The 14459-nt window shown below is 46.3% G+C and carries 10 protein-coding genes; 8 read left to right on the forward strand and 2 right to left on the reverse strand.

What is annotated here, in order from left to right; translation table 11 throughout:
• Positions 1-673: ATP-grasp domain-containing protein (locus AC1DFM_RS33605; RefSeq protein WP_477081170.1), on the reverse strand; the 673-nt coding region annotated here is incomplete at its 3' end.
• Between the two features lie 141 nt (positions 674-814).
• On the opposite strand from AC1DFM_RS33605, the gene AC1DFM_RS33610 reads away from it, so the two are divergent.
• The 5 genes from AC1DFM_RS33610 to AC1DFM_RS33630 all read left to right on the forward strand — a co-directional run bounded on the left by AC1DFM_RS33610 (position 815) and on the right by AC1DFM_RS33630 (position 9023).
• Entirely contained in the window at positions 815-1417 is a 603-nt protein-coding gene (locus AC1DFM_RS33610; protein ID WP_477081171.1) for an RNA polymerase sigma factor, read from the forward strand.
• 94 nt (positions 1418-1511) lie between these two features.
• Positions 1512-2693 (forward strand): FecR family protein, encoded by a 1182-nt coding sequence (locus AC1DFM_RS33615; protein ID WP_477081172.1) that lies wholly within the window; start codon positions 1512-1514, stop codon positions 2691-2693.
• 250 nt (positions 2694-2943) lie between these two features.
• Positions 2944-6225, forward strand: a complete 3282-nt coding sequence (locus AC1DFM_RS33620) for a SusC/RagA family TonB-linked outer membrane protein (RefSeq protein ID WP_477081173.1) — start codon at positions 2944-2946, stop codon at positions 6223-6225.
• Between the two features lie 25 nt (positions 6226-6250).
• On the forward strand, positions 6251-7894 hold the full coding sequence (locus tag AC1DFM_RS33625) for a SusD/RagB family nutrient-binding outer membrane lipoprotein (protein WP_477081174.1): 1644 nt from the start codon (positions 6251-6253) through the stop codon (positions 7892-7894).
• A 166-nt stretch (positions 7895-8060) separates the two neighbouring features.
• The gene (locus AC1DFM_RS33630) at positions 8061-9023 is read left to right on the forward strand and encodes an endo-beta-N-acetylglucosaminidase H (RefSeq protein ID WP_477081175.1); all 963 of its coding nucleotides are present in this window, start codon (positions 8061-8063) and stop codon (positions 9021-9023) included.
• A 63-nt stretch (positions 9024-9086) separates the two neighbouring features.
• Here the strand turns inward: AC1DFM_RS33630 and zwf are convergent, their stop codons facing one another.
• Positions 9087-10592 (reverse strand): glucose-6-phosphate dehydrogenase, encoded by a 1506-nt coding sequence (gene zwf, locus AC1DFM_RS33635; protein WP_477081176.1) that lies wholly within the window; start codon positions 10590-10592, stop codon positions 9087-9089.
• Positions 10593-10755: 163 nt separating this feature from the next.
• On the opposite strand from zwf, the gene AC1DFM_RS33640 reads away from it, so the two are divergent.
• The 3 genes from AC1DFM_RS33640 (at position 10756) to AC1DFM_RS33650 (ending at position 14456) form a co-directional block, all read left to right on the forward strand.
• A complete protein-coding gene (locus AC1DFM_RS33640) occupies positions 10756-11352 on the forward strand; it encodes a Crp/Fnr family transcriptional regulator (protein WP_477081177.1) in 597 nt (198 codons plus the stop codon).
• A gap of 90 nt (positions 11353-11442) precedes the next feature.
• Positions 11443-12222 (forward strand): sterol desaturase family protein, encoded by a 780-nt coding sequence (locus tag AC1DFM_RS33645; RefSeq protein ID WP_477081178.1) that lies wholly within the window; start codon positions 11443-11445, stop codon positions 12220-12222.
• A gap of 233 nt (positions 12223-12455) precedes the next feature.
• Positions 12456-14456, forward strand: a complete 2001-nt coding sequence (locus AC1DFM_RS33650) for a TonB-dependent receptor plug domain-containing protein (protein WP_477081179.1) — start codon at positions 12456-12458, stop codon at positions 14454-14456.
• Positions 14457-14459 lie beyond the last annotated feature (3 nt).

The following is a 14459-nucleotide window of genomic DNA, read 5'->3' on the forward strand; positions in this document are numbered from 1 at the left end:
ATACTGCCTGTGGCATATATTCTTCACAACGGCTTTCGGCAAAAGCAACAACTTCCGGCGGGCATCCGGCTGCAGGCGTCAGCTTAAAATAAGTCCGGTATTTTGACGCTGCAATTACTTTTCCGTTTACGATCCATAACCGCCATTCATATTGAATGTTATAAGGTGTAGATACCACAATGGGAGAATGAAGCGACAAATTGGTATTCTCTACCATCTTCAACTGATCATACCAGGCTTTAATGTCGCCAAATGATTTGGTTTCTCCGGCAAAGGATTTACTGTCATCATCCGGGCGAATAAAAAACAACGTCTCCGGCGCAGCAGCACTGCTCATCAACGCAGCAAACGTGGTCACCTCTGCACCATAGTTTAGCATATATTTTCCCCATCTGCTTAAATAATTACCGATGGAAAACAATGCCGGGTCAAAAAATAAACCTGCCTGCAACTGCTTATTTTCCACCACCAGTGCACAAAGCGTAGTGGAACCGTAAAAAATACTCCGGCGGGTATTATCAAAATCGGGTAAGGTAACAGCAAAAGGAATCATCTCTATCAGCAGGCAGCGTACACCGGTTATTTCACATGCCCGTTGTAAATTTTCAAGGTCTGTTTTATTTGTCAGATTCCGCTGCACCACCCATTGTATTCCGGGATAAAGGTCTGGCATACGCTGAAATTACATAATAATTTCTTTAATTTTAAAAACCTGCCCCCGGGGTTAACCATCGCGATAAATTATTTTATTATTAATTTCCGGTCCACTAAATTTACTCTGTTTATTGATTTTGTCAGGGCCTCTAAACCGCCAATGTTGTCAAACTTCTCCTTAACAGATGAGCGTGAACTGCTACAGAAAGTCGCCACAGGCGACGGGGAAGCCTACACCATTCTTTTCCGGCATTATAGTCAACAGGTGTTTGATGTAGCCATGGTTTACCTGAAAGACAATGGACTGGCCAGGGAAATTGTACAGGAAGTATTTATGAAGATATGGCTGAAAAAAGCCGACATGCACCAGGTAAAGAATTTCAAAGACTACCTCTTTATACTCACCCGCAATCATATTTATGATGGCTTTAAAAAGCAGCTGGTACGAGGGAAAGTCTACGACCTGCTTGGCAAAAATCAACCTGCTTCTCAGAACGATACAGATCACCTCTTACTGCAACGGGAGTACGATGCTATTCTTGATAAAGCCATTGCCGGCCTGCCACCGGAACGTAAAAAAGTATATCTAGCCCGTAAACAAGGCTGGAGCAACGAAGAAATATCCCTCCAGCTCAATATCTCCGTACATACCGTAAAAAAACAAATGAGCCTGGCCATGCATGCCGTGCGGGCCTTTGTAAAAGCCCGTATCCACAACGATATGCTCCCTTTCCTGATTGTCATTCTTACCTTGTTCAAGTAATCCCGCCTCCTCCCAAAAAAAAATTTTCCCGGAGGATACTCCTTTTTTATTTGTCGCTCGTCTTTACCTGCATCACCCTTTCCAAACTTTGTATATGTCCATTTCGGAAGTACAGTTACTGCTTGAAAAATATAAACATGGCCAAATCAGCCAGGAAGAGCTACAGCGCTTAAAAGCATTGGTAGCTACCGACGATTATGAGCCGGAAATCAAAGCAGATATCCTGATGACCTTATATGGACCTGTACGCGACGGTGGCTGGCAACACGAAGATGAAGCAGCGATCCTGCAACAGATTCTGCAATCCGACATACCAGTAAAAGCTCCCCGTCGCTTTCACTTATTGCCTTATGCAGCAGCAGCAGCCATCGCAGGCCTCATCACTTTTGCCGGCGCCTATTATGGGTTAAAACGGCCTTCGCATTCCCCTGCAATAGCTGCCACTACGCCAGCTCCTCTGGCGCCAGGTAGCAATAAAGCTAAGCTGGTGCTGGCAGATGGAAGGGAAATTCCACTGGATAGCGCCAACCTGGGCGCGTTGGCACAACAAGGTAACACCCGTGTGCTGAATACACAGGAAGGCCTCGCCTACGAAGCCGCAGGCAAAGCAGCAGAGGTAGTGTACAATACAGTGGTAACACCCCGTGGAGGCCAATATCAGCTCACCCTGGCCGACGGTAGCCGGGTATGGCTGAATGCTGCCAGCAGCATCCGCTTCCCTACTGCTTTTACAGGGAAAGAAAGAACTGTGGAGATTACGGGAGAAGGATACTTCCAGGTGGCCGCCAATGCCCAGCAGCCTTTCCGGGTGAAAGTAAAAGGCGCACCCGACGTGGCTATTAATGTACTGGGTACCAGTTTCAATGTGATGGCCTATCCCGACGAAAAAACCATCACTACCACCCTGGAAAATGGTGCGGTACAACTCGTATATGGCAACAACAAAAGCCTGCTGAAACCCGGCTATGGCGGTAGCTTATCCGTGGGCGATAAAGATTTTGTGATTGAGAAAGCAGATATGGAACAGGCGCTGGCCTGGAAAGAAGGCAAATTCCGGTTCCGCAATACCAGCATAGAAACCATTATGCGGCAGCTGGCCAGATGGTATAATATTGAGGTAGTCTACCAGGGCGACCTTTCAGATATTCGATTAACAGGGATCATTTCCCGGAGGGAGAATGCATCCTCTTTATTAAGCATTTTATCAACAACCAAACGCGTTCACTTTGAGATTAAAGACAACCGGATCATGGTAAAGCCATACGATCCTGAATAGCAGCTATTTTGTCCACTTATGAATTCATCATTTTAAAACATTGAAAGTTATGAAGACGTAGTCCAATTCCACTACTGGTTGTAAAAAAACCGGAAGCACTGCAATGCTCCCGGCTATAGAAGGCAACCCAACTCCCAGCATCACGTTAGAAATTGAATTATTAAGCCAACAACACAAAAGTATGGAACTACCTGGTACTTGCAAAGTCCCCTGTAAAGGAACGACTGTGCATAGAAAATTACTGTTAATTATGCGATTAACTGCAATACTGACACTAGTATTCACCCTTCAGCTGAGCGCCAAAACCTATTCTCAGTCTGTTACCATCAAAGGAAAGCGGCTCCCGCTTTATGATGTGTTTAACAGCATTAGCCGGCAAACAGGTTACGAATTCATCTATGATGAAAAATTACTGGAGAAAGCTCCCCCGGTCAACCTGAACATGAATCAGGCTTCCCTGACGGAAGTGCTGAACGCCTGTCTGAACAACAAATTGTTTAACTATAACATTATAGACAAAACAATTGTGATCAGCCCAAAATCGGCCGCAGCAGCAGCTCCTGCAGCCGCGCCTATTCAGGGTAAAGTAACGGATTCCAAAGGACAGCCGCTGGTTGGCGTATCTATCCAGATAAAAGGTACCAACAAAGGTACTGTGACCAATGTGGAAGGTGCTTTCAATATCTCCGCCAATCCCGGTGATGTATTGCTCATCAGCTTCATTGGCTATGAAACCAAACAAATTACCGTAGGTACGGATAACAATATCAATGTAAGTCTGGCTATACAGGACAGCCAACTGAGTCAGGTAGTAGTAACTGCATTGGGTATTAAAAGAGCAGATAAATCTATCACCTATGCTACCCAGCAACTGGATGGTTTGGAACTGACCAAAGCGAAAGATCCTAACCTGATCAACTCACTCAATGGTAAAGTGGCAGGTTTGACTATTTCTCCGAGTGCGTCCGGTGTTGGAGGTTCAGCCAAGGTGGTGCTTCGTGGCGCCAAATCCGGCTTACAAAGCAACCAGGCGTTGTATGTAATTGACGGGGTTCCGATGAACAATAACCTGACCAATCAACCCACCAGCGTATACGGTGGTAGCACCTCTTATGATGGCGGCGATCCTATCTCTAACATGAATCCGGAAGATATCGAAAGCATTTCTGTACTGAAAGGTGCTTCTGCTGCTGCATTGTATGGCAGCCAGGGCGCTAATGGCGTGGTGATTGTGACTACTAAAAGTGGAAAAGCTGGTCGCACTGTGGTGAATTTCTCATCCGGCTTCAATGTAATGCAGGCGGCTTATCTGCCTAAATTCCAGAATAGTTATGGCCCAACCAAAGAAGGGTCGCCACAAAGCTGGGGGGATAAAATCAATGGCGCGACCAACAATCTTTCTTCCTTTTTCCAGACTGGTACTAATCTTACCAATGCTATCAGCCTGTCGGGCGGCTCAGAGAAAATGCAAACTTACTTCTCTTATGCCAACACCTCCGCCAGAGGCATAACCCCTGGTAATAAACTAGGTCGCCATAACCTTGACTTCAAAGAAACTGGTCATTTTCTGAATGATAAACTGACTGCCTCTGCAGACGTCAATTATATGACCCAGCAGATTGATAACACACCACTTTCTGGTTTGTACTTCAATCCACTGACAGGCTTATACCTGTTCCCCCGTGGCCGTGACCTTAGTCCTTTTAAAGATCAGTTTGAAAAACCAGATCCTGCCAGGAACTTCCTGCCAGTACAAAACTGGGCTTTCGATGAAGACGTACAACAAAATCCGTGGTGGATCACCAACCGTAATATTAACAGCCTTACCCGCAACAGGATATTAGCCAATGCAAGTCTGAAATACGATTTGTTCTCGTGTTTAAACATCCAGGCAAGAGGAAGCATCGACCGCATTGCAGATGTATACGAACAGAAAATCTATGCAGGTTCGCAAAAAGCGGTAGCGCCTGCACGTGGATTATATAATTACAACAACAGTACCACTACACAACAATACGGCGATCTGATCGCCAACTTCAATATTCCTGTTCATGACTTTAAAATTACAGGTGTTGTTGGAGGAAGTATCCGGGATATAAAGACCACCGGCGTATATCTTAATTCGGGACAAGATGGTTTGATGATACCAAACGTATTCACTATCCAGAATATTAAAACGGTCAATGGCCGTAACTCCAGTAACCAACTGGAAAATCATGGACAATGGCAGTCTGTATTTGCGAGCGCTAACATTGCCTACAAAGACTGGTTGTATCTGGATGTCACTGCCCGTAACGACTGGGCTTCCAACCTGGCATTCACATCGCAACTGTCTTATTTCTATCCTTCCGTGGGGTTAAACGTAATGTTGAATCAGCTGGTGCAGATGCCGGAGCAAATAAGCTATGCCAAAGTTCGTGGCTCCTATGCTATTGTTGGTAACTCTCCATTAAGCTATCAGAGCCATGCTGCCGACAACTTGCTGGGGACCAGTGGCAACCCGCTGCCAGCTACAGCTGCGCCTTTCGACAAGCTTAAACCAGAAAAAACAAGATCACTGGAATTCGGTACGGAGTGGCGTTTCTTTGACAGCAGGCTGGGCGTAGATCTCACCTACTACAAAACCAACACCACTAACCAAACCATGCAAATCATAGCTGCCAAAGCCACTTTCTATGACACCTATTTTATTAATGCAGGTAACATCCAGAACCAGGGTGTGGAAGCAGTTATCCGATATGATGTATTACGCCATACCAAATTGCAATGGAATACTGGTTTGAACTTCGCTACCAACAAAAATAAAATTATAGAGTTGTCGCCACTGGCAGACATCTTTACCCTGAGCGGTGCMTCCGGCGCCAACTATGCATCTCAGTTTAAAGTAGGTGGCTCCTTTGGTGATATCTACGGCCGGGTATTACAAACAGATGATCAAGACAGAGTGAAAATTGATAAAGATGGTAAACCTATGAAACAAGATGCAGGTGCCATGGTATATCTGGGTAATTCCAATACCAAATGGCAGCTCGGATGGAACAACAACTTTGTATATAAAAACTTCACACTCGCCTTCCTGATCGATGGCAAATTTGGTGGTAATGTAATGTCAGTTACCCAGGCTATGATGGACCAATATGGTGTATCTAAAGCTACGGGAGATGCCCGTGATGCCGGCGGTGTTCCTGTTAACGGTGTCAGCGTAGTAGATAATAAACCTGTTAGTATGGTTGATGCTGCCAAGTGGTACTCTGTAGTAGCTGGCAGAGAGGGCGTTTCCGCTGCTTATCTGTACAGTGCTACCACCGTAAGATTGAGAGAAGCAGCCCTGGGCTACACCTTCCCGATTACTAACACTTTTGTGAAAACATTGAAGTTGTCGCTGACGGGCCGGAACCTGCTTTATTTCACCAAGAAAGCACCATTTGATCCTGAACAAACCATGTCTACGGCAAATGGACTGGGAGGCGTAGATGTATTTATGTTACCAGCTACCCGTAGCTATGGCCTTACATTAAATGCTTCTTTCTAAATCATTCACGCAAAAACTGACAACGATGAAACTTCAATATAAACTGCAAGGCTACACCTCTCGTCTATGGATAGCAGTAGCCGTGCTCATGACTGGCCTAAGTGCATGTACCAAGAATTTCGAAAGATATAATACCAACAATAACGGCGTAACAGACGAACAGTTGAGCGCAGACTTCATCGCATTAGGGGCCTACCTTAAATCGGCCCAGATGGCGATTTACAACTTTTCCGGTGGAGGCGATCCCAATTCATTCCAGGTACAGCAGAACCTCAATGCGGATTGCTTTTCCGGTTATTTCATGTCACCTAATCCATTTGGTGGAAACACCAATATGAACTACGGCCTGGTAAGCGGCTGGAACGGTGAAGCCTATAAAGCAGGTTATCTGAGCGTCATGTATCCCATTACCAAACTCAGAAGAACCGGGATTGAAAAGACCTATCCGGCCATATGGGCAGTAGCACAAATTGTGCAGGTAACCGGCATGAGCCGTGTAACGGATATCTATGGCCCTATTCCGTATAGCCATGCTGGTGAGGTAACACCTGGTGGTGTTCCATACGACAGCCAACAGGATATCTACAAGCGTTTCTTCCTGGAACTGGATTCTGCTGCCAAAACCTTACGTACACAAATCAGCAACGGTACTCCTTTACCTTTTAATTTTGGTGACTTCGATGCAGTATATACAGGTAACTTTACCCAATGGCTGAAATTTGCCAACTCTCTTCGTTTACGCCTCGCCATCCGCATTCAGAAAGCAGATCTGGCCATGGCAAAATCTGAAGGCGAAAAAGCCCTCGATCCCGCTAATGGCGGCTTACTCACCGATAATGTAGATAACATGACGGTAAAAGTAACTGGCGATTTTACCAACCCGCTTGTATTTATCGCCCAAAACTGGGCGGATACCCGTATTTGTGCCACCTTACAATGCTTCCTCACCGGATTTAAAGATCCACGTATCAGCAAGTATATGGACAAATCTACTGATCCTGCATTCTCCGCACGATATGTTGGCATTCGCAGTGGCAGTATCACAGGGGCTGATACTAAAGATGCACATTCCGGTTATTCCTCTTTAAATACCAACGATGGTACTTCGCCATCTTTTAACCTAAAAACATCAGTGCAGTTAATGACTGCTGCAGAAGTATATTTCCTCCGCGCAGAAGCAGCCATGCTTGGCTGGACCAACGCCGGCGGAACTGTGCAGCAATTATATGAACAAGGCGTGAATACCTCTATGGCACAATGGAAAGTTGACCCGGCGGGCTATCTGAATGATAATACCAGCGTCCCCGATCCTTCTATTGATCCAAAGGCCAAAGATACCATCACTAATCCTTCTAAGATCACCATCAAATGGAATGATGCAGCATCAGATGATATTAAACTCGAGCGTATCATTACCCAGAAATGGTTGGCCATATTCCCCGAAGGACAGGAAGCCTGGTCTGAATTCCGTCGTACCGGCTATCCCAAATTATTCCAGGTAATACATAACAACAGCGGTGGCGTAATTTCTTCTTCCCTCCAAATCAGAAGATTACCTTACCCACAGGATGAATACAGTACCAGTGGTCCTGCTGTGGCCAATGGCATAAAACTGCTGGGCGGCGACGACACCGGCGCTACCCCGCTTTGGTGGGATAAAAGAAAATAAACACATTACCTGTTACCCGGTGGTGGGCCCATCAGTCGCCACCGGGTATCTATCATATTCAACGTTAGCCCGGTATCATCACCAGCATATCTGTCGTTAGGCCCATTAGTCAGGAAGCCCACAACCAAAACTGAACCCGGATTATTTAAACCACTAAAATGTTGTTATGAAAAAACTCCATTTCCCGCGGCTGACAGCCGCCGGCGCCGCCGCTGCTATTACCCTACTCTTTGCAGCCGCCTGTAAAAAAGAAAATGAAAAAGGCCTGCAGCCCATTACGGCCAACAATGCTGCCGTAACACCCATCACCGCTAAAACCGTCGCCAAAACCGGAGGCATGTCGGTTTGCTATGTAGAAGTAAACAGCAACAGTTTACTCAATACCGGCAAATACACGCTCACCACCGGCGGACAACAACTGTTTGATATCGCCATTATTTTCGCGGCGAATATCAACTACAATACTACCACCCATCAGGCAGTGTTATCTAACAACCCCAACGTATCCAATGTGCTGGTGAATAAGGCCACACAGATTGTACCACTTCAAAACAAAGGCATGAAGGTACTGTTGTCCATACTCGGCAACCACCAGGGCGCCGGTATCTGCAACTTCACCAGCAGAACCGCCGCCCATGCCTTCGCGAAGCAATGCAGCGATACTGTAGCGTATTATGGATTAGATGGTATTGACTTCGATGATGAATACGCAGAATATGGTAACAACGGCACCACGCAACCTAACGACAGCTCCTTCGTAATGCTGGTAGATGAATTGCGGAAATTAATGCCCTCCAAAATCATCTCCTTCTATTACTACGGACCCGCCGCTTCCCGCTTATCCTGGGGTGGCAAAAAAGTGGGCGACTTCGTTAACTATAGCTGGAATGCCATCTATGGCTCCTATTCCGTGCCTAATGTAGCAGGATTGCCGAAGAGCAACTTAGCTCCTGCAGCCGTGGATATACAAAGTACCAGTCAAAGCACCGCCAACTCCCTGGCTACACAAACAAAGAATAATGGCTATGGCGTGTACTTATGGTATAACCTTACCAGTACCGATAAACATACTTACTTCTCCGGGGTATCTAATATCCTGTATGGTAGCAGTGTTACTTACACGCCATAATTTTACAGGCATAAAAAAGCGCCGTTTCTCTCAGGAGAAACGGCGCTTTTTTCGTTTATACGTTTACTTTATACTTTCTTCTCTGGCCGATAACCGGAACCAATCCTTTGCATATGGCTTTAATAAAGCAGTGGCAGCGGTAGGTCCCCAGGTGCCTGCTTTGTATAAATGCAGCTCCTTGGCGGGATACTTCTTCCAGGTATCTACTATTGGCATCACCACTTTCCAGGCAGCTTCTACCTGGTCCGCACGCATAAACAGCGTAGGGTTGCCATCCAGCACATCCAGCAGTAATGCTTCATAGGCTTCCGGAATAGTTTCCGTGTAGGATTCCTGGTAGGTAAAGTCCATTTCTACGGGCTTCAGCCTCATTTTCAAACCGGGTACTTTACTTTCAAACAATAAGCTGATTTCCAGTTCCGGCTGTATGCTAATGATCAGGCGGTTAGGCGTCAGGTCATCTTTGAAAATTTTGTTAGGCGAATCTTTAAATTGTACCACAATCACGGACGACTGTACCGGCATGGATTTACCGGTGCGTAAAAAGAAAGGCACGCCTTTCCATCTGTCGTTATCAATAAACAACTTGGCTGCTACGAAGGTTTCTGTGTTGGAGGCAGGCGCCACATGGTCTTCTTTGCGGTAAGCTACCCGTGGGCCACCGTGTACGTTGCCGGCGGTATATTGTCCGCGGATCACGTTCTTCAGCACCTGTGCCGGCGTGTAGGGGCGGATAGCCTTTAATACTTTCACCTTGGCATCGCGGATCAGTTCCGATTTATAGAACTTAGGCGCATCCATTGCTATAATACAAAGCAGCTGCAGGAGGTGATTTTGTATCATGTCGCGCAAGGCGCCGGCGCCGTCATAATAGCCGCCACGTTTGCCCACGCCCACTTCTTCTGCTACACTGATCTGTATGTGATCAATATATTTTTTATTCCATAATGGCTCGAATACGTAGTTGGCAAAACGGAATGCCATGATATTTTGTACCGCTTCCTTGCCCAGGTAGTGGTCAATACGATAGATCTGCTTTTCTGCGAAACGTTTCCCTAAAAAGCGGTTGAGCTTCTTAGCGGTATCCAGATCGGTACCAAAAGGCTTTTCCACTACAATGCGATCCAGGTCTTCGCGACAGCAAAGGCTGTGCTTATATAGGCCTTCTGCAATGATTTCAATGAAGCGGGGTGCTACGGCGAAATAAAATACGCGGCTACTGTCCTTTTTCTGTTTCTTCTCAAAAGCATCCATCCTGGCTTTCAGCCCGGTGTAGGTTTCCGCTTTGAGGAAGTCGCCCTGCAGGTAGGTGATGTTTTTAGCGAATCCTTCCCATTCTTTTTCATCGGCCTTCCCGTTCCGGCTAAATTCGTTGATACCCGCCAGCAAATCCAGTTTGAAGGCTGCTTCATCTTCCGGCAGAAAGTCTACGCAGTAGATGTTAAACACCGGCGGCAGGTGCTTGTCGGTATACAAATTATAAAGTGCCGGGATCAGTTTTCTTTTTGTCAGGTCCCCTTTAGCACCAAAGATGGTGATAGACGCGGGGATTATTTTTCCAAGTTTCATCTAAGCATCGGTTTAATAGTGCTGTAATTTAAGCATCAATTCCCGGAATATGCGAATACAATTTCCCATCTGTCCCATAAATAACCCTACAGTAACATGTCCTGCGGCAGTTTCGGGGAATTAAACTTACATTAGCGATTGCTGATTGTGGCCGTAAACTGATATGAGTACATCAAAAACTACCTTACAACAACTATTATTTGAACTGGCCGGTGTATTACCTGCCGATACGGCGCCCCTGTTTTCCATGACCAGGATGGTGAAGCTGGAGGCCAACGAAGTATATATCCGTGAAGGAGAAACCGCACGCCGCCTTGCTTACATTGAGCAGGGAATTATGCGGGCGTATATTATCAAGGCTAACGGCGACGAAGCTACGTTGTTTCTCCGTTGGGAAGAGCAGTTCATCGCCTCTCACGATTCTATCATACACCGGCAGCCGTCCCGGTTTATCTACCGCGCGCTGGAACCGGTTACCCTGCTGGAAATGGACTATGACGTGCTGGAATCAGTATTAAAAACTCATCCGGAATATGAACCGCTACGGAATTTCTTCCTGATGCGCATGTTATCGGAGTCGCTGCAGATGATGGAATCCTTTGTGACGTTATCTCCGGAAGAACGCTACCTAAACCTCGTCACAGGGCGCTTTGACCTCGTGAACCGGGTGCCCGATAAGTATATTGCCTCTATGCTGGGCATCACGCCTGTTTCGCTGAGTCGCATCCGGAAACGGTTGCACACCAAAGGAAAGGGCTGAAATTAACCTTTGTTAAGATTGGAAGTTATCCTTTGTTAACCACTTCTGCCGGGACGCTACGTTATTTTTGGAGCCTAAAATGATTGGTTTATGGATCCGATAGTAACGGCGGCAGGTAGAATTTTCCTGCTCTCTGCCTTGCGGTATTTTTTGCTGGCAGGTATTCCCTTTGCATTATTTTACCTGTTGATGCCTAAACGCTGGAACCGTTTCAAGATCCAGCAACGGCTTGCTTCCAAAAAAGATTTCCTTCGCGAAATATGGTATTCCATGCAAAGCACGCTGGTATTTACAGGTATTACCATGGTGCTGTTGTTTACGCCTATCCGGCAGTATACACAGATTTATACCAACCTCTCTGACTTCCCGATATGGTATGTAGGTGTGAGTGTGGCCTTGAGCCTGGTGGTACATGATACCTACTTTTACTGGATGCACCGGTTCATGCACCATAAAAGCTTGTTCAAGCTAACGCATGTGGTACACCACGAAAGCACCAATCCTTCGCCCTGGACGTCTTACAGCTTTCATGTGGCTGAAGCGGTGGTAGAAGGCGGTGTGCTGATTGTGATCGCATTTGTGATGCCGTTACATCCACTGTCTATTTTATTGTTTACCATCAGTGGGTTTATCATCAACGTATATGGACATCTGGGCTATGAAATTATGCCGAAAAACTTCCGGCATTCATGGTTGTTTGAAGTGATCAATACGTCTACCCATCATAACTTGCATCATAAAAAGTTCAGGGGGAATTATGGACTGTATTTCCGCTTCTGGGACCGCATGATGGGCACAGAAAATCCCGATTATGTAAAAGAATACGACCGCTTACAGGCCCTCCGGTTTGAAAAGCCGGTGGCAGCATAAAGTTTGGCAGGTGCTGGTCTTTGTTGAAGCAAATGATCAGCACCTTTTTTTATACATCTCCCCCAAAACTCCTTTTTTTATTTTTTTAGTATTATCATTGTACCCGGTTTATCATACACCCTAACACCTCATTTTTTCCAGCTTCCCTTTTTTGGTTCCGTGTTTTTGTTTTGCAGCAGCGGTAAGCATTTTTTCACCGTTATTCAAAAATAGGAATAACGCAAACCAGGTACATGCAAAGGATATTTATGATGGCCGTATTCCTCATCGGCAGTATGACACGGCTCTCCGCCCAGTTACAACAAGACAGCAGCAGGGTATTTTCTCTTGGTGAAGTAGTGGCCCATGGCAGCCGCCCGGATTCTGCCGGCACCATTACCATGGAGCAAATCAAACAGTTTCACCGGCTCCAGGTGGCCAATGCACTGAACTTACTACCAGGTATCAGTCAGTCGAACGTAGGCCCCCGCAACGAATCCATGATTTATCTCCGGGGCTTCGACCTGCGACAAACACCGGTGTTMATTGACGGTGTGCCGGTATATGTGCCCTATGATGGCTATGTAGATCTGGCGCGGTTTACCACTTTTAATCTCTCCAAAATAGTAGTAGAAAAAGGAGGAGCCTCCGTGTTATACGGCCCTAACACCATGGGGGGCGTTATCAATCTCATCTCCTCAAAACCTACCCATGCCCTGGAAGTAAATGCTTCCGCCGGATGGCTCAGCGGAGGCAGTGAAGCGGCCCTCAATATAGGCAGCCGGCTAAAGAAATTTTATATACAGGGCGATGTATCCCGCTACCAGCGCGATTACTATAGCCTGTCGCACGACTTTACCCCTACTAAAACAGCACCGGCAGGCAAAAGGGAAAACTCCTATAACAACGATTGGCGGTATGGATTCAAACTGGGTTTCACACCTAACAGCAAACATGAACTCGCCATTGGATATGTCCATCAGGAAGGTAGCAAAGGATCGCCGGTATATACGGGCACGGATACACTGAATTCGTTGTACAAAAGTCCCCGCTACTGGCAGTGGCCCAAATGGAATAAAGAAAGCATTTATTTCCTCTCCAATAGCCAGCTGACAACAAAAAGCAGTTTGAAAACAAGGCTGTTTTATGATCGCTTTGTGAACCTGCTGAACAGCTACGACGACGCCACTTACAGCACACAAAAGAGACCTTACGCATTCAGCAGTCACTACAACGACTATACGTTTGGCGGTAACATGGAATATGGACAGGCTTTATCCACCGCCAACCAACTGAAGGCAGCCTTACATTTCAAACAGGATGTACATCGGGAGCATAATGAAGGCGAACCGGAAAGACGGGTAGCAGATAATAATTTTTCTGTGGGTGTTACGGATCAACACACCTTTGATCCGCACTGGACTTTACAGGGAGGCGCCTCTTTCAACTATCGCCAAAGCCTGGAGGCACAGAATTATAGCAGTCAAACCAAGGCAATCACTGACTTTCCGGCCAGCAACAGCCATGCCGTTAATGCACAGCTGAAATTACTATACACGTTCCTCAGCGGGCGTATCCTGCAGTTTTCTGCCGACCGGATGACCCGGTTTGCTACCATCAAAGACCGTTACTCCTATAAGCTGGGTACCGCGATTCCTAATCCGGACCTGCAACCCGAGAACACGTTGAATATGGCTTTGCAGTATACCGATACACGCATTAAAAAAGTAAGTCTGGATGGCTCCATTTTCTACAGCCACATTCAGAACGTCATTCAAAATGTCAGCAATGTGCAATACGATACGCTGAAACGCCAGTGGTTGTCGCAGTCCCAAAACAAGGGGAAAGCGGCTTACTACGGTGCAGAAGCGGCCATTACCTGGGAGGTATCGTCTCATTTCACTACCGGTTGGAACTATACGTTTATCAAACGCAAAAACCTCGACAACCCCAATATTCATTTCACCGATGTTCCCGAACATAAAGCTATTGGCTGGCTGCAATATCATATTTCCCGTGTAGGCGTTCTCGTGAATGGAGAGTACAATGCCGGCAGATACAGCACCAGCTACGGTACTACGGTTCCCGGCTTCTTCCTGTTACACGCCAGTGCACAGGTGAAAATTATGCCCTGGTTGCAATTACAGGGCGGCGTGAATAACATTTTTGATAAAAACTATATGCTCACAGAAGGGTACCCGGAACAGGGGCGGAATTATTTTGCCAAAGTGCTTTTTAATTATAGCTATTTTTAGGGA

It is taken from the genome of Chitinophaga sp. 05T412 (assembly GCF_056396465.1).

Bases quoted from the DNA above. Each gene is read 5' to 3' on its own strand.
- AC1DFM_RS33630 (WP_477081175.1), top strand. From the start codon at position 8,061: ATGAAAAAACTCCATTTCCCGCGGCTGACAGCCGCCGGCGCCGCCGCT.
- AC1DFM_RS33615 (WP_477081172.1), top strand. From the start codon at position 1,512: ATGTCCATTTCGGAAGTACAGTTACTGCTTGAAAAATATAAACATGGC.
- AC1DFM_RS33640 (WP_477081177.1), top strand. From the start codon at position 10,756: ATGAGTACATCAAAAACTACCTTACAACAACTATTATTTGAACTGGCC.
- AC1DFM_RS33625 (WP_477081174.1), top strand. From the start codon at position 6,251: ATGAAACTTCAATATAAACTGCAAGGCTACACCTCTCGTCTATGGATA.
- zwf (WP_477081176.1), bottom strand. From the start codon at position 10,592: ATGAAACTTGGAAAAATAATCCCCGCGTCTATCACCATCTTTGGTGCT.
- AC1DFM_RS33645 (WP_477081178.1), top strand. From the start codon at position 11,443: ATGGATCCGATAGTAACGGCGGCAGGTAGAATTTTCCTGCTCTCTGCC.
- AC1DFM_RS33610 (WP_477081171.1), top strand. From the start codon at position 815: ATGTTGTCAAACTTCTCCTTAACAGATGAGCGTGAACTGCTACAGAAA.